This window comes from Brevundimonas goettingensis (genome assembly GCF_017487405.1).
GTDB lineage: Bacteria > Pseudomonadota > Alphaproteobacteria > Caulobacterales > Caulobacteraceae > Brevundimonas > Brevundimonas goettingensis.
Genome location: NZ_CP062222.1, coordinates 2794800 through 2815619, shown reverse-complemented (window position 1 = coordinate 2815619; position 20820 = coordinate 2794800). Strand labels below are relative to the sequence as shown.

General features: G+C 67.9%; 23 protein-coding genes. 2 read left to right on the top strand and 21 right to left on the bottom strand.

Translation table 11 applies throughout. The features are described 5' to 3' along the window. Window position 1: 1 nt before the first annotated feature. Window positions 2-616, bottom strand: coding sequence for a lasso peptide biosynthesis B2 protein (locus IFJ75_RS13680; RefSeq protein ID WP_207868734.1), 615 nt, complete (start codon window positions 614-616; stop codon window positions 2-4). A 287-nt stretch (window positions 617-903) separates the two neighbouring features. Continuing rightward, window positions 904-1350: a helix-turn-helix domain-containing protein gene (locus tag IFJ75_RS13675; RefSeq protein ID WP_207868733.1), complete on the bottom strand. Its 447-nt coding sequence runs from the start codon at window positions 1348-1350 to the stop codon at window positions 904-906. Between the two features lie 259 nt (window positions 1351-1609). Between IFJ75_RS13675 and IFJ75_RS13670 the strand changes: the two genes are divergently transcribed. Further along, window positions 1610-2224 (top strand): GntR family transcriptional regulator, encoded by a 615-nt coding sequence (locus IFJ75_RS13670; RefSeq protein WP_207868732.1) that lies wholly within the window; start codon window positions 1610-1612, stop codon window positions 2222-2224. Beyond that, window positions 2221-3135, top strand: coding sequence for a LysR family transcriptional regulator (locus IFJ75_RS13665; RefSeq protein ID WP_207868731.1), 915 nt, complete (start codon window positions 2221-2223; stop codon window positions 3133-3135). The genes IFJ75_RS13670 and IFJ75_RS13665 overlap by 4 nt, the downstream gene beginning before the upstream one ends. 13 nt (window positions 3136-3148) lie before the next feature. Here IFJ75_RS13665 and IFJ75_RS13660 read toward each other — a convergent pair whose 3' ends face one another. From IFJ75_RS13660 to IFJ75_RS13570, 19 genes are all read right to left on the bottom strand, one after another. Further along, window positions 3149-3364: a DUF2274 domain-containing protein gene (locus tag IFJ75_RS13660; protein ID WP_404822033.1), complete on the bottom strand. Its 216-nt coding sequence runs from the start codon at window positions 3362-3364 to the stop codon at window positions 3149-3151. Then, entirely contained in the window at window positions 3364-4509 is a 1146-nt protein-coding gene (locus tag IFJ75_RS13655) for a TrbI/VirB10 family protein (RefSeq protein ID WP_207868730.1), read from the bottom strand. Before IFJ75_RS13655 ends, IFJ75_RS13660 begins: the two co-directional genes overlap by 1 nt. Next, window positions 4506-5510: a P-type conjugative transfer protein TrbG gene (gene trbG / locus IFJ75_RS13650; protein WP_225896829.1), complete on the bottom strand. Its 1005-nt coding sequence runs from the start codon at window positions 5508-5510 to the stop codon at window positions 4506-4508. The genes IFJ75_RS13655 and trbG overlap by 4 nt, the downstream gene beginning before the upstream one ends. Continuing rightward, window positions 5510-6196, bottom strand: coding sequence for a conjugal transfer protein TrbF (gene trbF, locus IFJ75_RS13645; protein WP_207868729.1), 687 nt, complete (start codon window positions 6194-6196; stop codon window positions 5510-5512). Before trbF ends, trbG begins: the two co-directional genes overlap by 1 nt. Next, complete coding sequence (gene trbL, locus IFJ75_RS13640) at window positions 6193-7728, bottom strand: P-type conjugative transfer protein TrbL (RefSeq protein ID WP_207868728.1); 1536 nt, start codon at window positions 7726-7728, stop codon at window positions 6193-6195. Before trbL ends, trbF begins: the two co-directional genes overlap by 4 nt. Then, entirely contained in the window at window positions 7721-8032 is a 312-nt protein-coding gene (gene trbK-alt, locus IFJ75_RS20210) for a putative entry exclusion protein TrbK-alt (protein ID WP_225896828.1), read from the bottom strand. The genes trbL and trbK-alt overlap by 8 nt, the downstream gene beginning before the upstream one ends. Beyond that, on the bottom strand, window positions 8029-8736 hold the full coding sequence (gene trbJ / locus IFJ75_RS13630; protein ID WP_207868726.1) for a P-type conjugative transfer protein TrbJ: 708 nt from the start codon (window positions 8734-8736) through the stop codon (window positions 8029-8031). The genes trbK-alt and trbJ overlap by 4 nt, the downstream gene beginning before the upstream one ends. Before the next feature lie 14 nt (window positions 8737-8750). Next, a complete protein-coding gene (gene trbE, locus IFJ75_RS13625; protein ID WP_207868725.1) occupies window positions 8751-11195 on the bottom strand; it encodes a conjugal transfer protein TrbE in 2445 nt (814 codons plus the stop codon). Between the two features lie 7 nt (window positions 11196-11202). Further along, on the bottom strand, window positions 11203-11478 hold the full coding sequence (locus IFJ75_RS13620) for a VirB3 family type IV secretion system protein (protein ID WP_207868724.1): 276 nt from the start codon (window positions 11476-11478) through the stop codon (window positions 11203-11205). Further along, entirely contained in the window at window positions 11478-11846 is a 369-nt protein-coding gene (locus tag IFJ75_RS13615) for a TrbC/VirB2 family protein (RefSeq protein WP_225896827.1), read from the bottom strand. The genes IFJ75_RS13620 and IFJ75_RS13615 overlap by 1 nt, the downstream gene beginning before the upstream one ends. Before the next feature lie 12 nt (window positions 11847-11858). Beyond that, window positions 11859-12827, bottom strand: coding sequence for a P-type conjugative transfer ATPase TrbB (gene trbB / locus IFJ75_RS13610; RefSeq protein ID WP_225896826.1), 969 nt, complete (start codon window positions 12825-12827; stop codon window positions 11859-11861). A gap of 445 nt (window positions 12828-13272) precedes the next feature. Then, a complete protein-coding gene (locus IFJ75_RS13605) occupies window positions 13273-13722 on the bottom strand; it encodes a ribbon-helix-helix domain-containing protein (protein WP_207868723.1) in 450 nt (149 codons plus the stop codon). A gap of 9 nt (window positions 13723-13731) precedes the next feature. Beyond that, window positions 13732-15738, bottom strand: a complete 2007-nt coding sequence (locus IFJ75_RS13600; RefSeq protein ID WP_207868722.1) for a conjugal transfer protein TraG — start codon at window positions 15736-15738, stop codon at window positions 13732-13734. A gap of 30 nt (window positions 15739-15768) precedes the next feature. Beyond that, complete coding sequence (locus IFJ75_RS13595; RefSeq protein WP_207868721.1) at window positions 15769-17508, bottom strand: relaxase/mobilization nuclease domain-containing protein; 1740 nt, start codon at window positions 17506-17508, stop codon at window positions 15769-15771. Window positions 17509-17721: 213 nt separating this feature from the next. Continuing rightward, a complete protein-coding gene (locus IFJ75_RS13590; RefSeq protein ID WP_225896825.1) occupies window positions 17722-18285 on the bottom strand; it encodes a lytic transglycosylase domain-containing protein in 564 nt (187 codons plus the stop codon). A gap of 131 nt (window positions 18286-18416) precedes the next feature. Then, window positions 18417-18932 carry a S26 family signal peptidase gene (locus tag IFJ75_RS13585; RefSeq protein ID WP_207868720.1) on the bottom strand — a complete coding sequence of 172 codons (516 nt, stop codon included), beginning with the start codon at window positions 18930-18932 and terminating at the stop codon, window positions 18417-18419. Beyond that, window positions 18929-19456, bottom strand: a complete 528-nt coding sequence (locus IFJ75_RS13580; protein ID WP_207868719.1) for a DUF2840 domain-containing protein — start codon at window positions 19454-19456, stop codon at window positions 18929-18931. The genes IFJ75_RS13585 and IFJ75_RS13580 overlap by 4 nt, the downstream gene beginning before the upstream one ends. Further along, window positions 19453-19734 carry a helix-turn-helix transcriptional regulator gene (locus IFJ75_RS13575; RefSeq protein ID WP_225896824.1) on the bottom strand — a complete coding sequence of 94 codons (282 nt, stop codon included), beginning with the start codon at window positions 19732-19734 and terminating at the stop codon, window positions 19453-19455. Before IFJ75_RS13575 ends, IFJ75_RS13580 begins: the two co-directional genes overlap by 4 nt. A 150-nt stretch (window positions 19735-19884) precedes the next feature. After that, complete coding sequence (locus IFJ75_RS13570; protein ID WP_207868717.1) at window positions 19885-20817, bottom strand: ArdC family protein; 933 nt, start codon at window positions 20815-20817, stop codon at window positions 19885-19887. Window positions 20818-20820: the final 3 nt, after the last annotated feature.

The following is a 20820-nucleotide window of genomic DNA, read 5'->3' as shown; positions in this document are numbered from 1 at the left end:
GTCAGACAATCAGGATCGGAGTGTAGCCGAGGATCCTGTCCAGATCGTCGGCGAGGACGGTGTCCTCGTGCTGCAACCAGCAATGGGCGGCGAACGGCCAGGTGCGGACGCCAAAGACCCAATCGACAGGGATGCCGCGTCGGGTGAGGCAGTTGAGAAGGGAGAAGGCGCGCTGGAGGCACAGGCCCTGACGGGGAAGCCAGGGCCTCACGGTCTCGAAGGCGGCAATCGTTCGATCGATGACGGCTGCGTCGCCCTCAGACGGCTGCCGGTTGGGCCGCAGACGTCGCGCCGCTGCGAGAATGTCCGCCAGAGGCCGATCGCGCATCCAGGTGGTTGCCGCCAGAACCTGAACGCTGACGGGCAAGAGTTCCAGCCCAAAGCCCGAAGGCGCGGGAATGCGAGATCGGACCGGCGCCTGAAAGCGCCGCCGCTGCGGGAGCGTGGGACAGGGCGACACCCATCCGGCCTCTTCAAGATCGTTCAGGACGGCGGTCTGCATCAGCCGTAGCCGCCCATCGGCCAGGAGTTGCAGATGTTCAGCGCCCCCTGCGAGGCAGGTGTAGGCATCGCCCGTGACGTCGAGCACGACGATATCGGCGCCGATCCGCGCCATGTGGATATGCGCAGCCGGCCAGGCATGGAGTTCTCGCGACATTGCAGAAAGTCGGGCGGCCGTCTGCGACGACCGCCCGGTCCGATCAGACGGGCACGCGGCTCGGCATGAAGTTGGCTTCGAGGTACTTGCCGGTGATGTCGCCCTGGGTCAGCGCCTTGGCGCTGCCGACGCTGATGCGGTTCAGGATCGAGGTGGTCATGTCTGTCTCCTCTGGTTCGCCAAGGATTTGGCGAGATCATGGAGCGCGCCTTCCGACGGCGTGGAAATCTATATTGCCGTATATTTCACTGTCCGGGTTTCGGGCGTCGCCGCCTCAGCGCCTTGCGACCTTCCTCGAGCCAGTTGTCCACGCTCGTCTGGCGGTTCTGGCTTTCGTCGTCCAAAGCCTCAAACATCGCTGACAGGCTGACGATCACTTCGCGTGGCTCCAGGGTCCGGATGCGCTCACCGGTCCTGTCGTAGAAGCGCTGAAGCTCGATTTCGAAGATTGTGAGGAGTTTGTTGTCGGCGCACCAGAGAGCGAGGTCCGGTGCGCCGATCCGCACGGCGTGAAGGATCGCCTGGGGATCGCTGTCCGTCGCCGCCGCGAAGCGATGCACGTAATCCTCGTTGAGCCGGTACCGTCCGGCCTCGAAATCCTGATAGGTCCTCAGGGAGATATTCATGCGCCCGGCGACCTCGGCCGCCGATAGGTTGCGCAACCTTCGGATACGCTTCAGCGCCTCGGACAAGATTTGTCCGTCACGGGAGTGACGACCCGGCTCAGACATCACGCATACAGACCTTCCGAACCGAGAATGAAGCCAAAAGCCCCCTTGAGGCAACGCACACTTGTGCGCTGCACCAAACTCGCGCGAGGTTTGCGCGGCAAATCCGTGCAAAACGTGCAAGTCCTCCGGGGCATGACGTGGATATCCGGCAAAATCCAAACGCGGACTTTCAACCCTGTGGAGAATTGCGGACGGTTCGGCCTGACCCGGATGACATCCCATGGCTCGAAACCGCGATCCCTTCAGTCTGGCCCTGCAGACCTTGCGACAGCAGGCGGTAGACGGCGTCTTTGCGCCCGACCGCGCGATTGTCATCCTCGACGCCGCGCATGGCCTGCGCCTGTCGACCACGCCTGTGCGCGAAGCCCTGGCCTGGCTCGGGGGCGAGGGCATGGTCGAGCGATCCCCGAACGGGGGGTACACGGGACTCAGGCAGGACGCCGCCTCGGTGCGTGGCCGCTATCGCCTCCGCCTTGCGTTGCTCAAGGCGGCGCTTGCTGAAAATGAGCAGGCGCTGAAAGGCTGGGTCCCGCCCTCCGGCGCGTCGCTTGCGGACCTGCTATCCACCATTGTCCGTCTGGGCGGTGATGAAGTCCTCTGGCGCGCCTACGACCGCGTTGCCCGCCAGCTCGTGTGGCTTGAAGCCGCCGAGGTCGAGGCGATCCCCGAGCTTGATGGAGAGTTGGACATCCTCAGGCAACGTCTCGAAGGCGAGCCTTCCGAGTTCCTTGCTGCGCTTGATCGTCTTCACCGCAAGCTGGCCGGCCGCGCAGCAGCCATCCTGCTGGCCGCTCAACGGCCGAACGCGCGCATCAACCCCGGTGGCGTGTCATGATCGGCGTAGCCGTCCCGACGCTCGACATCACGTCATTGCGTTGGTCGGTCACCGTCGCCCAAACCGGCGGCTTCCGGCGCGCTGCGGAACAACTGGGTGTCGACCAGTCCGCAGTCAGTCGCCGCGTCCGCCACCTTGAGGACGGCCTGGGCGTTTCCCTGTTCCAGCGCAGCGCGCGAGGCGTGACGCTGACCAACGCGGGTGTGGAGTTCATCGCCGTTGTCGAAAGCGCCCTGACCCTTTTGAGCGCGGCCGTGACAGATGCCCGGGCCGCAGGCGCGGGTCAAAAAGGCCGTTTGCGCATCGGGCTGACGGCGCCGTCCATCGGGGATTTCCTTCTGGCGCTTCTGGAGCGCTTCAGGGGGGCTCATCCCAGGGTGAGGATCGAGGTTTCCGACGGTTCAGCGGACGAGCACATCGCCGCCGTGGCTGATCGGCGTCTCGATCTGGCCGTGTTGCCGGGAGGGACGACCGTCACGGGGCTCGACGTCTCGGAGTTGTGGCGCGAGCCGCTCCAGATCGCCGTTCCCAAATCGCACAGGTTGAGCGCCGCCGAAGTGATCGGCCTCGGCGACGTCAGGGCCGACCACCTGCTGGTCAGCACGCGCGATCTCGGGCACCGGGACATCGCTCGATTGACCGAAGCGGCCGGAACGCCCTTCGATCTGGAAAGCACCGATGTCGGCGTCATCGTCCTGATCGGTATGACGCGGCTGAACCTTGGCCTCGCCGTCGTCAGCGCCGGGGCCATGGCCGCCGCGCGTCTTCCGGATGACGTCGTTGTCCGACCTTTGGGGAGCGCGGAATTGAGCGCCCCCTTCGCCGCCGCCTGGTCGGCGGCCAATGACAACCCGGCCTTGCGGCGCTTCGTCTCAACAGCGCGCGCCATGCGACCGGCACGTCCAGGCTGATGGCGCAGGCTCGTCACGGGCGACCCGCCTTGGCGTTGGTGAAGGTGCGATCTGTGGCCATGAATCTCGACAACATCGGACCGATCAACTGTGCGGGCGTGAAGGGGCGGCCTTCAACGTCGCTCAGCACCGCGCCGTAACGTATCAGATCGCGATGGACCTCGGCCGGCAGCTCGACCGTCAATTTGACCGGCGTGTCATCCTGCAGTCCTGCGAGTTTGAGCGTCATCAGCGATCTCCGTAGGGTTCAAGAACGAGGTCGCGTGACACGATCACGCGAAAGGCGAAGCCCGGCCGGATCGTCAGTCGCGGCGCGACGTCCAGGCCTTTCGCGACCAGTCCTTCACCGAAGGCATTGACCCCGCCAGAGACGCCCTGGGTGAGGGCTCTGGCGATGGCGTCGTCACCACTGCTGACGCCCGACGCCGAGCCGACGGCCAACACGGTGGTCAGGGCGGCGGTCCTCAACCGCTCGCCCCAGCGGTTGTCGATCCGGTCTTCCAGACCCGAAAAGCCCTGCGGATCGGTGGCGCGCATGTCGTCGAGCGTGATCGCGCGGCCGTTGGGCAGGATCAGGCGGGTCCAGATCAGCGAAAGCCTGGACTGACCGAAGGCGACGTCCGCCTCGTAGGCGCCGATCAGGCGCGATCCCTTCGGAATAAGGAGATGGCGACCCGAGACGCTGTCGTAGACATCATCGGTCACCTGACCGATCGCGGCTCCCGGCAAATCCGAGCGAAGACCTGTAACGAGGGCGCCGGAAATGATCGCTCCGGCCTGAACGGTGAACGGCGGCGGAGGGAGGCCCAGAACGGAGCGGGGCTGTTCCGCCCCCTGGGTCGAAGAGAGCAACGCGGCGTCAGCGGGCTGTTCCGTCGTCGTCGAGCCGGCCGGCCGTACGCCCGAGAGAAACAGGATGCTTAAACGCGCAGTCTCACTCTCCTGGACCGCGCGTTGGCGGGCGGCGTCGGCGGCCGTGCGGGCTGGATCCGGTTCTGTCGCCGTCGATCCGATCGCGGGCGCCGAAACGTCGACGCCGTTGGCCTGGGCCGCCAGGATCGGGCGACCGAGATCCCCGGGCAGGGGCGGACCCAGTTGAGGGACGCCGGCAGAGCCCGCGCGACGCGTGTAGTCCGCGGGAAGCGTCTGGAGGGTTTCAGGCGGCGGGCCTCCAACCCGGTAAAGCTCCGGTTTGGCGGAAGAGGCGGGACGCCCCAGAAGGGCGAAGCCCAGGGCCGCGGCCAGGGCGAGGGCGGAGACGCCGCCGATCGCCACGAGGGCTTTGCGCGACAGCCGCATCACGGGCGGGGGCGCCGCCCTCAGCCGCATTTGCCGGGAGATCTCGTCCTTGTCCGTCGGGGTGTGATCGGTCATCGGGCCACGCGCCCCGTCTTTTCGATGCGAACCACGACCTCGCGTCCTCGTGGCGACGCCAGGCGCAGTTCGGCCGCGGAGAACAGGCGATCGACGACCATGCGCCGGCCGGCGACGCGGTAGTTGACGAGGTCGGCGCTTCTGCCGTCTTCGCCGCGAACGAACAGAGGCGGCAGGGTGGAGGCGTCCAGCCCGGGACCAAATTCGATGAAGACCTGACGTCCGTCGTCGAAAGCGCGCACCGGACGCCACGGCGCCGTGTCGCCGCTGATCCGATAGTCAAAGCTCAAGGCGTCGATGTTCAGCGTGGGCTCGGCCGCTCGGGCGGCCTGCGTGCTGGTCGCCGCCTGCAGGGCGATCAGTTCGTCTTGCGGATACCGCCAGGAGACAGAGGCCATGGCGGTCGAAGCCGTGGACCGGAGTTCCAAATGATAGGTCCGGCGATCGGTATTGATGATCAGGTTGGTGCGCAGGGCCGGCCGGGTCGGTTTGACCAGGATGTGGACCCTGGCCGCGATGCCGCTGCCGCTCACGGTGTCGCCAATGATCCAGCGCGCGGTGTCGCCAGCCGCGACGGGCCCGGACGCAGAGAGGCTCTCGCCCGGCTGCAAGGCGATGTCAGTGATCTGACCAGGGGCGGCGTAGACCTGGAACAGGGCGCCCTCGTCGAAAGCATAGACCTGGACCGCATTGGCATAGCCGTCGCGGGTCGGTTCGATCCGTGCGGCGGCGTTGGCGCGCGCCACCCGTTCGGTCGGATCGCGCAACTCCGGCGAGACCGGATCGACCGGAATGGAGGCTGGCGAGGACACGGTCGGCAAGCCGGCCAGATCCTGAGCTTCGGAGACCGCAGGATCGGCGACCGGAATAGAGACCGGAGCCGGCTGTTGAAGCGTGGCGGACACGAAGGGCGCATCCTCCGGAATCGCTTGGGCGCTGGCGCAGGCGCCGAGGCCCGCCACGGCGAGGATGGCCATGGAGGGAATGATGATACGAGACATCAGCTGAGTTCCTTTGACCAGTTGAGGGCGCGGACGAAGACGCCCAGCGGATTCTTGCGCAGGGCGTCCGCGGTACGGGGCGGCTGCACGACGACGGTGAGAATGGCGGTCCAGCGTTCGGTCGAGGCGAGTTGACCCTCGACGTAGCGCCGTTCCGTCCAGGCGACGCGGAAGCTGGAGGGCGAGGCCCGGATCACGCTCGAGACATCGACGGCGACCTGCACCCGGCCAACCTGGGCGAAGGGGTCGTTGGTCCGGGCCCAGGCCGACAGGGCCTGGCCGCCTTCATCGGTGGTGTAGTCATAGGCGCGCAGCCAGTTGGCGCGCACGACCACGGGATCGGCGGCGATGCTGCGGACCTCCTCGATGAACCGGCTGAGGTGCCAGGCGATCTGGGGATCTGACGGCTGATAGGCGGCGTCGGCCGGCGCCACCGCCTGGGCCTGGCCGAACTTGTCGATCTGGACGACCCAAGGAGTCACCACCCCACGCGCGGACTGGACCACCAGGGCGCCGGCGAGCCCGGACGACAGGAGGAGAGAGCCGAGCGCCATGAGCCGCCAGTTTCGGGCCTGTACCCGGGCGGAACCGATCCGGTCGTCCCAGGCCTGGGCGGCGCGCTGGTAGGGCGTCGTCGGCTGGGGCGTCGCGCCATAATGGGCTGTCGCCCTCTTGAACGGGTTCATGATCTATCCTCCGAAACTGAGACTGAGGCGCCGGCGCCCGGGCGATCGCCGGAACGGACAGCATGGATGGCGGTCTGGACGCCGTGGGCGAGCGCCTGGCGTCGCGCCATCTCACGCGCCCAGGCCGGCTGTTCGGCGCCCGATGACGGCGCTGCAGGCGAAGCGACAGGTCGAGCCGAGCCGGCGCTCTGGCCGTCGAGGGTCGCGTCCGAGGCCGGGGAGGGCCGAGGCCCCCACTTCGGCCCGGCCGCTGTGGTCGGCTCATCTTCCGCCGACCCAAGACCCGCGCTCGGCGACGCGTCCGGCGCCGGAGGTCCGTACGGCTCGGCTGCGACGGATGCGGTGTCGCCAGAAGGACCGGCGCCCGCGCCATGACCGTCCGAAAACTGACCGTCGGACGATCCCTCACCGGACGACCCGTCGGACGCCGACCGGCTTCCAAAGGCCGCGCCGCCGGGCTGGGCGCCCGCCGATGGAGCGCGCCCAACGGACGCTCCGCCGAACGCTCCGCCGGACGACCCGCTGGACGGCCCTCCCGAAGGCCCCTTCGGCGCCGCCGCCGAGGCGCCGTCGGCCGCCCCCGCGCCAGCGCGGCTTGCGAGTACGCCGGCGCCCGCGCGGCCGGCCAGTCCGGCGCCTGCGCCGGCAGCGAGGCCCGCACCGGCCGCAGCCGCCATCGCGACGCCGCCGACGGCCACGCCGGTTCCGACGGCGGCGCCTGCGCCCAACTGAGGCGCGCCGGAGACGAGGCCGGTCGCGATACCGGGACCGAAGATGCCCAGACCGAGCAGGGACAGGGCGCCCAGCATGACGGCGAGCACCTCCTCCAGGGTCGGGGCGTCGCCGCCGAAATCCTGCACGAAGGTGTCGAAGAGCGTCGAGCCGATGCCGACGATCACCGCCATCACCAGCACCTTGACCCCTGAGGCGACGACGTTTCCAAGCACCCGCTCGGCCAGGAAGGCGGTCTTTCCGAACAAGCCGAAGGGGATGAGGACGAACCCGGCAAGGGTTGTGAGCTTGAACTCGATGAGAGTGACGAAGAGCTGCACCGCCAGGACGAAGAAGGCGATCACGACGATCACGAAGGCGACCATCAGGACGGCGATCTGGACGAAGTTCTCGAAAAAGCCGGGAAAGCCCGACATCTGTGATGCGGACTCCAGCATCGGGCGGCCGGCGTCGATCCCGGCCTGGGCGAGCTTGCCGGGCCGCAGGAAGTCGGCGGCCGACATAGAGGCGCCGGCCGCCTTCAGGCCGAGGCCGGAAAAGCTCTCGAACACGATGTTCGCCAGACGGCTGAAATTGCCGATCAGGAAGGCGAAGAAGCCGACGAAAAGGGTCTTCTTCACCAGCCGGGCCATCACATCGTCGCCCGGCGCCCAGGCCCAGAACAGGGCCGCCAGGGTCATGTCGATGACGACGAGAGTGGAGGCGATGAAGGCGACCTCACCCCCCAGCAGACCGAAGCCGCTGTCGATGTAGCGGGTGAAGACCTCCAGAAACCGGTCGATGACGCCCGTATCATTCATCGGAGAGCTCCGCGGTCGCGTGCGAGAAGAAGTGGTCGCGGCTCTGCGCCCAGGCGGACCTGCATGCGGGGTCATCCGCCCCGCTCGGGCCCGCCAGCCGGCAGCGATCTAGGGTTTCAGCCAAGGTCTCGGTCGATGTCCTGTGACGAGGCGCGCGGGGCGCGATCGTCACCACCCGGACTTCACCCGACCTCGCGTCCTGAACGGCCTGGCCTGCGAGAACGCAGGCGATGACGAGCAAGAGTATGGCGAGACCGACCGTTATGCGGCCGAGCGGCAGGGCCGGAGGCGATGGCGGGGTCACTGAACCGGCGCCGTGGCGGATCCCATGAACCGACGGAACCGGGCCTGGGCGTCGGCGTGAGCGGCGGCCCGGTCGGCGGCTTCCAGCGCCTGGGCACGGCCCTGGGCCGCCAGCAGGGCGCTGAGTTCCGACAGTTGCGCGGCCTGCAGGGCAAGCAGCTGGTTGCCGGCCTGGGCGGCCTGAAGGGCTCCGGTCGAGGTCTGGCTTGCCGTGACGAGACGGTTCATCTCCGTTCGCGATGTCTCCAGACCGCCGACAACGCCGGCCTGGACCTTCAGCGCATGCTCGAAGGCGCCGACGGAGGTCGACCAGCGCGCGTCGGCGCGGGAGACCAGATCGCGCTCGGTCGCGCTCATCGCAGCCGATCCGTAACGGCCGCGAAAGGCCTCCTCGATCTGTGCCACATCGAAGGCCAGAGACCGGGCCTGCCCCAGCAAGGCCTGTGTGCGGCTCACCTGTCCCTGGAGTTGCTGAAGCGAGGAGGTCGGCAGGCTGGCCAGGTTACGCGCCTGGTTCATCAGCATGGTCGCTTCGTTCTGCAGCGACTGGATCTGGTTGTTCACCTGCTCCAGAGCGCGAGCAGCCTGGATCAGGTTCTGGGCGTAGTTCGCCGGATCATGGACGGCGAGCTGGGCATGGGCGGGCTGGACGATCAGGCAGGCGCCGAGGGTGGCGGACAGCAGGGCGCGACGCAGGGTCTTCATGACGAACTCCAAGGTCAGGGTTGGGGTGGGGAGGCAGCGTCTGGACGGCTCGCCTCGAGCAGGTCAGCCGCCCAGGGAAGGCGTCGATGGCGGAGCCAGGCGGCGGCGAAGCCGTCGCGTCTATGATCCCCGACCAGTCTGGCGATCGCGACCTGATCAGTGGCCGACGAGGCCGCGCAAAAGGCCAGGGCGACCGGGCCGAGACCCAGTTCAAACAGGCGATTGCCGCGACGCGACTGGCAGTAATAGTCGCGCTTCGGGATGGCTTGGCTGAGGATTTCGATCTGACGCGCATTCAGGCCGAAGCGGCGATAGATGGCCTGAATCTGCGGCTCGAGCGCCCGATCGTTCGGCAGGAAGACGCGGGTGTGGCAGCTCTCGATGATGGCGGCGGCGATCGCGCTGGACTCGATGTCGGCCAGCGACTGGGTCGCGAAGATCACCGAGGCGTTCTTTTTGCGCAGCGTCTTCAACCACTCGCGCAACTGACTCCCGAAGCCCCGGTCATCCAGCGCGAGCCAGCCTTCGTCGATGACGATCAGGCTGGGGCGTCCGTCCAGTCGGGCTTCAATCCTGTGGAACAGGTGGGCCAGCACGGCTCCGGCCGCACCCGATCCGATCAGACCTTCGGTCTCGAACGCCTGGACCGGGGCGACGCCGAGATGTTCGAACTCTCCATCCAGCAGCCGGCCCCAGGGGCCGTCGAGGGTGAAGGGCGCCAGAGCGCGCTTCAGCGCACTGGATTGAACCAGGGCGGCGAACCCGGACAGGGTCCGCTCGGCCGCCGGGGCCGACGCCAGGTTGGTCAGGCCCGACCAGATCTGGTCTTTGATCTCCGGCGTGATGTCGACGCCCTCGGCCCGGTACAGGTCCGCGAGCCATCCCGCAGCCCACGCCCGTTCGCCCGCGTCATCGATCTGTTCGAGCGGCTGGAGGGCCAGACCTTCGCCCTGGCCCGACAAGGCCGCGCCGAGATCGTGGAAGTCGCCGCCCATGGCGAGGGTCGCGGCTCGGATCGACCCGCCGAAATCAAAGGCGAAGATCTGGGCGCAGTCATAGCGCCGGAAGGACAGGGCCATCAGCGCCAGCAACACGCTTTTGCCGGCGCCGGTCGGTCCGACGATCAGGGTATGACCGACATCGCCGACGTGATTGGAGAAGCGGAACGGCGTCGAACCCTCGGTGCGCGCAAAGAACAGCGGCGGCCCGTCCAGGTGATCGTTCCAGGCCGCGCCCGCCCAGACCGCGGACAGCGGCATCAGATGGGCGAGGTTCAGGGTCGAGATCGGGGGCGTGCGGACGTTGGCGTAAACCTGGCCGGGCAGGGAGCCGAGCCAGGCCTCCACGGCGTTCAGAGTTTCGGCCATGCAGGTGAAGTCGCGGCCCTGGATCACCTTTTCCACGAGCCGGAGTTTGACGTCGGCCGCAGCGGGCGCGGCGTCCCAGACCGTGATCGTGGCTGTGACCAGCGCATAGCCCACGCCATCGGCGCCGAGATCCTGCAAGGCCTCGTCGGCGTCCTGCGCCTTGTTGCCCGCGTCGGTGTCGATCAGGGCCGAAGCCTCGTTGGTCATCACCTCCTTGAGGATGGCCGCGACGGATTTGCGCTTGGAAAACCACTGGCGCCGGATGCGGCCGAGCAGTTTGGCGGCCTCGGTCTTGTCCAGGCAGATGGCCCGGGTCGTCCAGCGGTAAGCGAACGGCAGCCGGTTCAGGTCGTCGAGCAGGCCGGGCCAGGTGGCGGTCGGGAAGCCGATCACGGTCAGGGTTCGCAGGTGAGCGTCCCCAAGGCGAGGGGCCAGACCCGTGATCAGGGGACTGTCGGCGACCAGGGCGTCGATGTGCATAGGCGTGTCCGGAAGGCGGACGCGGTGCCGCGAGGTCGAGACCGTCGAATGCAGATAGGTCAGGGTCTCCTCGTCGCTCAGCCAGGCCGCTTCGGGCATGAAGCCTTCCACGAGGCCGAGCAGGCGGTCGGTGCGATCAACGAACCCCCGGATCTGTTCGGGCCAGTCGACGCCGCGCGCGTGTCGACCTTCATAGAGCCAGCGATCGATCCAGCTTCTGTCCTCGGCCGGAGGCAACCAGACGAGCGACAGGAAGTAGACGCTCTCGAAATGGGCGCCTTCGGCCTGGAAGTCGGCGCGCCGCTCTTCGTCCACCAAGGCAGAAACGGGATCGGGAAACCCGCTGACGGGATAGGCGACAGCCGGGTAGCGTTGGGCTTCGACCAGAACCGTCCAGCCCGAGCCCAGGCGGCGCAGCGCATTGTTCAGGCGCGCGGCGGTGGCTGTGAGTTCGGTCGTCGTCGCCGAATCCAGATCCGGCCCCCGGAACCGGGCAGTGCGCTGGAAGGCCCCGTCCTTGTTGAGCACCACGCCGGGCGCGATCAAGGCGGCCCACGGCAGGAAATCGGCCAGGCGTTTGGGGCGTCGGCTGTATTCGCGAAGATCGAGCATGGGAACCTCAGACGTCGAGGAAAGCGGGAATGCGGAGATGGCGGCGGGCGACCTCGACGAAGTCGGGGTCCTTGCGAGCGGCCCAAACCGCGAGGCCGTGGCCGACGATCCAGAGCAGGCCGCCGAGGATCCAGAGGCGAAGGCCGAGACCGAGCGCGGCGGCCAGGGTCCCGTTGAGAAGGGCCAGGGTCCTCGGCGCGCCCGCCAGCAGGATCGGTTCGGTCAGGGCGCGGTGAACCGGCGCCAGATATCCGACTGGCAGGTCTTCGGCGCCGGCGCCCATCAGACCAGCGCTCCGCCGCCGAACGAGAAGAAGCTCAGGAAGAAGGAACTGGCGGCGAAGGCGATCGACAGTCCGAACACGATTTGGATCATGCGGCGCGCGCCGCCGGAGGTATCCCCGAACGCCAGGGTGAGGCCGGTGACGATGATAATGATCACCGCGATGATCTTGGCGACGGGACCCTCGATCGACTCCAGTATCTGCTGCAGCGGGGCCTCCCACGGCATGGACGAGCCGCCGGCCCAGGCAGGGGCGGCCAGCACTGCGGCCAAGGCGAAGAGGCCAACGCCGCCGACACGGCGCGACAGGCGGGGGAAGGGGCGATCGTATTCGCGTTCGGCCGGCAGGCGTGGGGCGTGCGATGTCATGGTGAGATCCTTTCAGGGTTGGGGCAGCAGGGAGGTGAGGCGGTAGGCGCCGTCGGCGGCCAGGCCCTCGACGGCGCTGAGTTCGACCAGCCGGCGGGCGCCGCCGCGGCCATCCAGCACCGCGATCAGGTCGATGGTGTCCGCGATCAGGGGGCGGGGCACGGTAACGACGACCTCCTGGATCAGCTGTTCGAGCCGATGCAGGGCGCCGACGCCTGAGCCTGCGTGAAGCGTTCCGACGCCGCCGGGGTGGCCGGTTCCCCAGGCCTTGATCAGGTCAAGGGCTTCGGGGCCGCGCACCTCGCCGATCGGGATCCGGTCTGGCCGGAGGCGCAGGGCCGACCGCACGAGATCCGATAGGGAGACGGCTCCTGCGCGCGTGCGCATCGACACCAGGTTCGGCGCCGCGCATTGAAGTTCGCGGGTGTCCTCGATCAGGATAATGCGGTCGGTGCTGTCGGCGATCACCGCCAGAAGCGCATTGACCAGTGTCGTCTTGCCGGTCGATGTGCCACCGACGACGAGGATGTTCTTTCGGTCGAGCACGGCCTTGCGCAAGGTGGCCGCCGCCGCGTCCGGCATGATGCCGGCGGCGACGTAGTCGGCGAGGCCGAAGATGGCGACCGCCGGCTTTCGGATCGCGAAGGCGGGGCCGGAGACGACGGGCGGGAGAAGCCCTTCGAACCGCTCGCCGGTTTCTGGCAGTTCGGCCGAGACGCGGGGCCGATCCTCATCCACCTCGACGCCGACATGGTGAGCCACCAGGCGGACGATGCGTTCACCATCGGCGGCCCGGATGTGATCGCCGGTCGCCTCCAGGCCCGTGCTCAGGCGGTCAAGCCACACCGAGCCGTCCGGGTTGAGCATGACTTCCAGTACGTCGGAATCCTGCAGAGGCCCGGTCACTTCCGGACCGAAGGCCGTCAGCAGCATCCGGGCCGTCCGCGCCTTGCCGGCCTTGAGGGGAGTGAGGTTGCTCATGAGACCCGACGGGGAGGAGAGGTCGCTGGGGCGACCGGACGGGTGATTAAGAGGACCGCTTTTCCGCGCGGTTCAACAGGCTCGGCAGAGGCGTAGGGCTATGGCGTACAACGACAGGCAAACGGCGGGATGGAGCTGTCGGCCTGGCCTCGGAGATCGGCTCCGAACAGGCGTACGACGCACAGCCGTTCGCTTTCGCGTTCGTCGGTTAGATGTCCAGGAACTGGCCGATGTCCAGCGGCGGCTCGGGGAGCAGGGCGGCGGGCAGATGGGCGCGGACCTGTACCCCGCCGGCGACGGTTTCGACGAACGCCACGACGTTGCGATTGAGCGGTGAGGCAGCCAGACGCGCGATTCTTTTATAACAGCCGACGTTATGCAAAGATAACGCCTTATCATTTCATAACGCGCACACCTGAAAAGGCCAACCGATCACGGAGCAAGGTTAGTCTTCGTCCACGCCAGGCCCGCTGCCGTCGCCAGTGCCCCCGTTTCCTTGAAGGTCGAGGGACAACTCGCGTGTAAAGGCGCGCCCGGTCGCAAGCCGACGGCCGAGACTTTCGACGAAGGCCCCGTACCGCTCCCGACCCTTCGCTCGGGCGGCGGCCTGAGACGCTTCGGGCAAGGGCGGGGTCGCAGTCAGCCAGAAGCGCACGAACATGGCCAGCATCTCGACCCCGATCCCGACATCGCGCTCGAGCCGGTCGGCATGGCGGTTCAGTCGATCCAGCCGACGCACGAGTGCGGCCTCCTGACGCTCGGCCGCATCCGGCGACAGGAAGCTGGCGATCGCCGCCTCCGCGATCATGGATCGGGAGACGCCGCGTCGTTCGACATAGGCCTCCAGACGGTCGAGCAACTCCGGCTCAAGGTAGACGGACAGTCTCGATTTCATCCTAACCTCCTAGAGCTCGATGCCGTCATCGGGATCGAGAGCCGCCTGTCGCGCGATCCGCCGCGCCCTGGCCTCAAGGCTCGATTGCAGCGCCACGGTCGGGTCTTCGTCGTCCGTCTCCAGCCAGTCGAGCAGGTCGGGAGCCGGTGGTTCGGGTGCGATATCGGGCGCCTCCAACTCGGGCTCCAGCCGCAATCCCCCCTCGCCCTCGCCCTCGCCGCCCTGCGTCGCGTCGGACGCGGTGACGGTCGTCTCGTCCCGCAAACGGGCAGACCAGATCGCCTCCTGGTCCGGCGCTGATCCCGCCCCCACCCCCGCCCCCGCCCCCGCCTGGACCCCGGTTTGCATCGGCGCCTTCAGGATCCGACGCTTCAACTCGCGGTCGGTGAAGTACCGGACCTTCTTTGCCCGGATCGGCGCGCAACCGGACACGAGAACCAGTTCATCGTCGGCGGGGAGTTGCATGACTTCGCCCGGCGTCAGCAGGGGACGGGCGGTCTCCTGACGCGAGACCATCAGATGTCCGAGCCAGGGGCTGAGCCGATGGCCGGCATAGTTTCGCTGGGCGCGCAGTTCGGTCGCCGTCCCGAGCGAGTCCGAAATCCGCTTGGCCGTCCGCTCGTCGTTGGTCGCGAAGGCGACCCGGACATGGCAGTTGTCCAGGATGGCGTTGTTGGGGCCGTAGGCGCGTTCGATCTGGTTCAGGGACTGGGCGATCAGGAAGGCCTTGAGTCCGTAGCCGGCCATGAAGGCCAGGGCGCTTTCAAAGAAGTCGAGCCGACCCAACGCCGGAAACTCGTCCAGCATCATCAGGAGACGGCGCCGACCGTCGCGCGCCTGAAGGTCTTCGGTCAGGCGGCGTCCGATCTGGTTGAGGATCAGACGGATCAAGGGTTTGGTCCGGCTGATGTCGGAAGGCGGAACGACCAGATAGAGGGAGGCGGGGCGCGGTCCCTCGACCAGGTCGCTGATGCGCCAGTCGCACTGGCGGGTGACCCGGGCCACGACAGGATCGCGATACAGGCCTAGGAAGCTCATCGCGGTCGACAGGACGCCCGAGCGTTCGTTCTCGCTCTTGTTCAAAAGCTCCCTGGCCGAGGAGGCGACGACCGGATGGGGCCGATCTCCGAGATGGTCGGTCGTCATCATTCGTCTGAGCGTCGCCTCAATCGGTCTGGCCGGATCGGACAGGAAGCCGGCGACCCCGGCCAGGGTCTTGTCGGGTTCGGCGTAGAGAACGTGCAGGATGGCGCCGACCAGAAGGGAGTGGCTGGTCTTCTCCCAATGGTTTCGTCGCTCCATTGCGCCTTCCGGGTCGACCAGGATGTCGGCGATGTTCTGGACGTCGCGAACCTCCTGATCGCCGCGGCGCACTTCCAGCAGCGGATTATAGGCGGCGCTGTCGGGGTTGGTGGGATCGAACAGGAAGACGGGACCGAAGCGGGCCCGCCACCCCGCTGTCAGGGTCCAGTTCTCACCCTTGATGTCATGGACCAGAGCCGAGCCCGGCCAGGTCAGAAGGGTGGGAACGACAAGCCCCACGCCCTTGCCGCTTCGGGTCGGCGCGAAGCATAGAACATGTTCGGGCCCGTCGTGACGCAGGTAGCCGGCGCGGGTCTGGCCCAGGACGACCCCGTCCGGTCCGTGCAGACCGGCGGCGACAGCGTCGGCGTCATTCGCCCAGCGCGCCGTGCCATAGGTCGTGGCGGAGGCCGCCTCGCGCGAGCGCCAGACCGCCATGCTGATCGCGACGGCGATGGCCACGAAAGCTGCTCCGGCGGCGATGGCCCCGCCCTCCAGAAAAATCCGGGGCGCATAGGCGTCGTAGACGAACCACCAACCGAACACCGATGGCGGCCAGTAGACTGGCCAGTCGTCCAGAACGAACCAGGGCGGTCCGAGCCCGGCCTGAAATCCGAGCCGCCAGGCGGTCCATTGTGTGGCGCCCCAGACGCCGGACAGAAGGATGAGGCCCACGACGAGAATAGGACCCCAGAGGATTTTACCGGCGGACATGGCCGTGGCTCCAGGTTTTGGGATGTGAGGTCATCGGCCCGGTCCCCGGACGGGGCCTGGCCGCCAGTCGATCGACCGGCCGGGTCCCGCCACGCCAGAGACGGTCTGGTTCAACTGTCGCTCAAGCGCGGGACGCCAGGGGACCAGTGTGAAGCCGAGGCCGTCGTCGATCATGGCGAACCTGCCCGACGCCAGGGTCACCCGGCGTCGGTAGGTTCCGCAGACCGTCTCGCCCTCGACCGCCGGCCGGTAGACGAGACCGGTCTCTCCGCTTAGCCGGCGAGCAGCCGAAGCGAGGTCACGGTCCCGCAACGTGTCCAGCATCTGCGGCGCCAGTCGCACCCGACCGTTTTCGATCCGGGCCAGACCTTGCGTCTGCAGATGCGCGATCCGGCGCTCGAGCGCGTTCGCCACAGCCTGGCCAAATCCCGTCGCCGCCGCCGGCGCGTCGCGTCCCCCACGCTTGCCTTCGAGAAGCCTGCGGTCGAGCCAGGTCGCGCCCTGCGCGACAGCCTGGGCCTCGACGGAAAGATCGGCGCGAACATGGAGCGCCAACCGCCCACCAGCTTGCCCGCTCTTGATCGGCGCCAGTTCCACGACAGCCCCGGCCCGAACATCGAGCCCGGTCAGGTCGCGGATACGGTGGTGATGCACCTGCCCGTCCAGACCCTCGAGAACGAGAAAGCCGGACCCTTTCAATTCGTCATCGAGACCTTGCGAGATCACCCGGGCGATCAAGGGACGAGAGACGGTCTCCCCGATCTGCAGTCGCTCCGGCGAAGGCGAAAGGCCTGCCGAGGCCAGCCCCTGATGCAGCCGCGCGATGATGTCGCTGCGTCGTCCAAGGCCTTTCAAAGTAGCCTCCGCGTCGGGCGCAAGCCGCCATTGCGCAGGACCCTCGGGCCGGACGACGCCGAGGTCCTGAAGCGTCTCCAGCCGGGCGATCTTGATCGCCCGCCACGGACGGGCCGGATCCTCGCCGGGGCGAAGGTCCAAGCGGCCTTCAGTACGAGCCGCCTCGCGCACGATCAGGCCGTCGAGCCGCGTCCAGCGATCCGATGTCACATCGCGGACCAGTCCGCGCTGGATATCGTGTTCGGTGCGAGGACCGAGCTCGCGAGTGACCAGATCGCTGGCCCGCGCCCGCAGGCCCTGGGTGATATAGTCGCGTGAGATCACGAGGTCGTCGCCTCGATCGGTCACGCCGCGCACCAGGACATGCACGTGGGGATGGCCGGTGTTCCAGTGTTCGACCGCGATCCAGTCCAGCCGCGTGCCGAGATCGCCCTCGGCGGCGCGCATCAGGTCGCGGGTGAAGGCCTTGAGGTCCTGAAGCTCCGAGGCGTCCTCGGGCGAGACGATGAAGCGGAAATGATGCCGGTCGCCTTCGCATCGGGCGGCGAACGATCCGGAGGTCGCGCGCGTCTCGCCCTCGGCCTGCCCGTCGAACAGCTGACCGGGCTCCCCGTCCCGGGTCACGCCGTCACGTTGAAGATAGCGCAGATGGGCGGACAGGGACGCGGCGCCCGCGGCCTGGCGAACCACACGGGTCTTGATCACCACGGAACGCGCGCCCGAACCGAGCCGGCGCACCGCGCGGAGGCCGCCCACACGGCCGCGTCCGAAGACGCTCGACCGGGTGATGCGGCCGGCATTGAAGCCGCCCGCGCGCTCGACCGAGCCCAGCACCTGGCGCAGGGCCGAGCCCGACCTCGCGCGGCCCTGGCGGATGCGCCCGGGCCGGACCTCAAAATCGTCGTCCTCGGTCATTTTGGACGACGCGAGGTGCGCGAAAGCCCGAGGTTTCGGTCTTTTCGGGAGGTCCGCAGCCTGTCGTCCGAACGGACACCTCGCGGGCTCACGTTGAAAGGCTTGAGGAAAACCATCCCCCACCCCGGCCGCACCTCGCGGCTTTTATCTTGCCCTCCCGGCTGTCCCTCAATCCAGACCCGATTCAGCCTTTCGAGAGCCAGTCCCAAACGATCACTCATGACCGGAGGGTCCGAGCCCAGCATCAGGAAAGAGTTCGGAATGGGCGGACGCCGCTGCGGGCGACGTGACGCCCCGGTCCCCTCCCAGGACGACGAAGAGGGCGGCGGAGGCAGGGTCCGGAGCCCCCGCCGGAGCCACTCTCACGGAAGTCCTTTGCGCCCCATCCTGCGCATCGCCCCGCAGCCGCGCGGCGATCCGGGCCACGTAGATCCGGGTTTCCGCAGGGAGCCGCCGGCCAGTTTGCAAATGTTCCTGGTAGCGGCCCGGGCCCGCATTGTAGGCGGCCAGAAACCCTGACGCGCCGAACCGATCGTAGAGCTCGCGCAGGTAGGCGGCGCCCGCGAGAATGTTGTCGCGAGGGTGATAGGGATCGCCGCCGAGCCCGTAACGGGTGCGTAACTCGCGATAGGTCGCGGGCATCACCTGCATCAATCCCATCGCTCCAACGGGCGATGTCGCCATCCTGTCGAAGGCGCTTTCCGCCTGGATCACCGCGCGAATCCAACGCTCGGGCAGGCCGAAACGCGACGCGGCTTCGGTGATCGCGCTCGCCACGAGGCTCTCCGGAACGGGCCGGCTTTCCGCCCGGGCCACGCTTGCCGACGTGCTCTGGGGCCAGGCCTGGGCGATCAGGGCGCCGGAAACCGCGACGACCAGGCGCTGGCGGGAGGCTCGCCATCGCCGAGTCACGGTCGGCGCTCCCGCACATGGATCGGGTGGGCGACGCCTCTGATGGCGCGTTTCGCAGACGGTCCGAAATATCGACCGTCAAGGGAATCGGCGACATCGGCGGTGAGCAGAAAGACCTCGTCGGCCGCGAGGATTCGGCATCCCGACCAGGCGGGGAGGGGTCGGCCAAGACGGTCCGCGCGCTTCGCTTCGGCTACGGGTGTTCCGTCGATAGAGACGGTCTCGCCTGACCGACAGACGCGTGCGGGCGCCACGGCCGCCACGGTCTTGATCAGGGGCACGCCGAGCGGCAGGTAGCCCCGCATCGCCAGAAGATCCGCCACCTGTGGCGGATGATCGGTCACCACACGGTCCCCGACGCGCGCAGGCGAGACCGGATCGACCCGGTACAGACCAATCGGGGCGCTGGCGCTGGCGTTCCAGACGAGCAGCGTCGGCAAGGGAATATCCACCGGCGCCCACATCAGCAGGGCGCCGGCGAGGGTCGCGCCGAGGGCAAGGGACCGGGTCACCTAACCGCCCTCCGGAGCAACCAAGCGGCATGACGGCTCGCCGTGTAGGTCTGGGCTTGCTCTCCGACGAGAAGGCGGTTGTGAAGATGTCGCCAGTGGTCCGGAGCGACGGCCTCCGGAGCGATGCCGATCGCCTCGATAGCGTCGATGGCCTCCAGCGCCGCCTTCACGCGAGGCCAGCCGGTCAAACGGAGAAGGCTCACGCCGCCGGGGGTCACTCCGGGCACGCTGGTTCGTGCTTGAGAGGCTGAAGGGGCCATGAGGATGTCGAGGCGGGAGACGACCGTTCCCCGCTCGCCGGCGGCCCACCGGACGAAGGCGAAAACACTGCCGGGATGAAAAGCGACGAACCGGTTCTGGCGGGTGATTATCCGTTGGTCGATGACGGCGCCGAAACGGATCCAGCGTTCGATCCGCCCCTTGTCGAACACCAGTTCAACCCAGGTGAGCGCGTCAGAGCGAGGCGATGCAAGCGCCGGAACCAACTGCGGGCGTTCAGGAGAGGAGGGCGCGCCGGAGGTCATGACCGGCTTCCGGACCGGCCGCTCTGGCTCGCATCGGGGCGACGGGCAGGCAGGACGACGCCGACTCCGGGATCGGAGGTGGAGGCCTTTGCGCCCCGGTCGGCCCAGGCCTCGAGGTCCTGGAGGGCGTAGACGACCCGTCCGCCGATCTTGCGATAGACGGGTCCGGTCCCGTAGGTGCGGTGCTTCTCGAGCGTGCGTCCCGACAGACCGAGTTGGCGAGCGGCCTCCGGGGTGCGGAGATAGCGGGGCGGCAAAGGGGTTGGCGGTTCGAACACGGTACGGCTCCTGCGGGGGCTCGCATCGGCGGCGGACATCGCCGCGTGCGGTGAGCAGAAGATTTCGTGGATCGACCTGGGTGAGTAGTCGGCGGCCGGGCATCGCCCGATGTCCGGCCGTCATCGCCCCTTGTGGCCGGCGGCGCGGTCTCAGACAGCCGGCGGCTGTCTGTCATGCAGCCAGGCGACGGCGCGCTCGGCGTGGGCGGCGGCGGTGAAGATGAACCGTTTGTCGGCGCGCAGGACCTTCAGCCAGCACGCCAGATAGGCCGCGTGATCCGGACGCGGTTCCAGCGTCAATCCAAGGTCTGCGCACAGGAAGGCGGCTCCCAGTTCAGCGACCAGCTCTTCGCGGGCGTAGCCCTCGTCTCCAAAGCGTCCGGCGCCGAAGTTCCGGTCAAGGCGGCTCGGATGACCGGTCCAGTGGGTCATCTCGTGCCCGAGGGTGGCGTAATAGCCCTCGACGTTCCGGAAGCTTTCGAATGCCGGCATCTGGATGCGGTCGGCGCCGGGCGCATAGAAGGCCTGGCCGCCGCCATGGGCGACAACGGCGCCTGTGGCGGCGAAGAAGGCGTCCGCGCGCGCGACCCGCAGGGCAGGATCCGGGATGGCGGAAACGGTCGCGGGGTAGCGGTCCGCCAGACCGTCGATCTGATCGAGATTGAAGACTGTATAGCTCTTGAGGATGCTGAAGCCACGAGACCGCGGTGCGCTATCCGGACCTGGATGCGGGTCGGCGTCCGTGTCGGGACCGGCGCTTACGAGCCGGTTGGCATAGACGACAGGGACGCCTTTCTCGCCTTTGCGGACACAGCCGCCGAGTGCGAGGGCCTGGCGAAAAGTCATCCAGACCGAGCGGGTGTAACCACGCAGAGCGGCTTCGGCCCACAGCGTCAGGACGTTGACGCCGTGGTAGGGCTGACCGTCGTGACGACGGGGGCGGGCGCCTGTTGCGCCGTTATCCCAGGGGCGTGTCCAGGGTCGCACACCGGTCTCGAGGTCTGCGATGATGCGGTCCGTCACGGTCTGGTGGGGATCGGGATGGCGGAGTTGCGGGCGAGCGGGTTTGTGGGCGCGGGACATCGC

Bases quoted from the DNA above. Each gene is read 5' to 3' on its own strand.
- IFJ75_RS13680 (WP_207868734.1), bottom strand. From the start codon at position 616: ATGGCGCGGATCGGCGCCGATATCGTCGTGCTCGACGTCACGGGCGAT.
- IFJ75_RS13670 (WP_207868732.1), top strand. From the start codon at position 1,610: ATGGCTCGAAACCGCGATCCCTTCAGTCTGGCCCTGCAGACCTTGCGA.
- IFJ75_RS13665 (WP_207868731.1), top strand. From the start codon at position 2,221: ATGATCGGCGTAGCCGTCCCGACGCTCGACATCACGTCATTGCGTTGG.
- IFJ75_RS13660 (WP_404822033.1), bottom strand. From the start codon at position 3,364: ATGACGCTCAAACTCGCAGGACTGCAGGATGACACGCCGGTCAAATTG.
- IFJ75_RS13655 (WP_207868730.1), bottom strand. From the start codon at position 4,509: ATGACCGATCACACCCCGACGGACAAGGACGAGATCTCCCGGCAAATG.
- trbG (WP_225896829.1), bottom strand. From the start codon at position 5,510: ATGTCTCGTATCATCATTCCCTCCATGGCCATCCTCGCCGTGGCGGGC.
- trbF (WP_207868729.1), bottom strand. From the start codon at position 6,196: ATGAACCCGTTCAAGAGGGCGACAGCCCATTATGGCGCGACGCCCCAG.
- trbL (WP_207868728.1), bottom strand. From the start codon at position 7,728: ATGAATGATACGGGCGTCATCGACCGGTTTCTGGAGGTCTTCACCCGC.
- trbJ (WP_207868726.1), bottom strand. From the start codon at position 8,736: ATGAAGACCCTGCGTCGCGCCCTGCTGTCCGCCACCCTCGGCGCCTGC.
- trbE (WP_207868725.1), bottom strand. From the start codon at position 11,195: ATGCTCGATCTTCGCGAATACAGCCGACGCCCCAAACGCCTGGCCGAT.
- IFJ75_RS13620 (WP_207868724.1), bottom strand. From the start codon at position 11,478: ATGGGCGCCGGCGCCGAAGACCTGCCAGTCGGATATCTGGCGCCGGTT.
- IFJ75_RS13615 (WP_225896827.1), bottom strand. From the start codon at position 11,846: ATGACATCGCACGCCCCACGCCTGCCGGCCGAACGCGAATACGATCGC.
- trbB (WP_225896826.1), bottom strand. From the start codon at position 12,827: ATGAGCAACCTCACTCCCCTCAAGGCCGGCAAGGCGCGGACGGCCCGG.
- IFJ75_RS13605 (WP_207868723.1), bottom strand. From the start codon at position 13,722: ATGAAATCGAGACTGTCCGTCTACCTTGAGCCGGAGTTGCTCGACCGT.
- IFJ75_RS13600 (WP_207868722.1), bottom strand. From the start codon at position 15,738: ATGTCCGCCGGTAAAATCCTCTGGGGTCCTATTCTCGTCGTGGGCCTC.
- IFJ75_RS13595 (WP_207868721.1), bottom strand. From the start codon at position 17,508: ATGACCGAGGACGACGATTTTGAGGTCCGGCCCGGGCGCATCCGCCAG.
- IFJ75_RS13580 (WP_207868719.1), bottom strand. From the start codon at position 19,456: ATGACCTCCGGCGCGCCCTCCTCTCCTGAACGCCCGCAGTTGGTTCCG.
- IFJ75_RS13570 (WP_207868717.1), bottom strand. From the start codon at position 20,817: ATGTCCCGCGCCCACAAACCCGCTCGCCCGCAACTCCGCCATCCCGAT.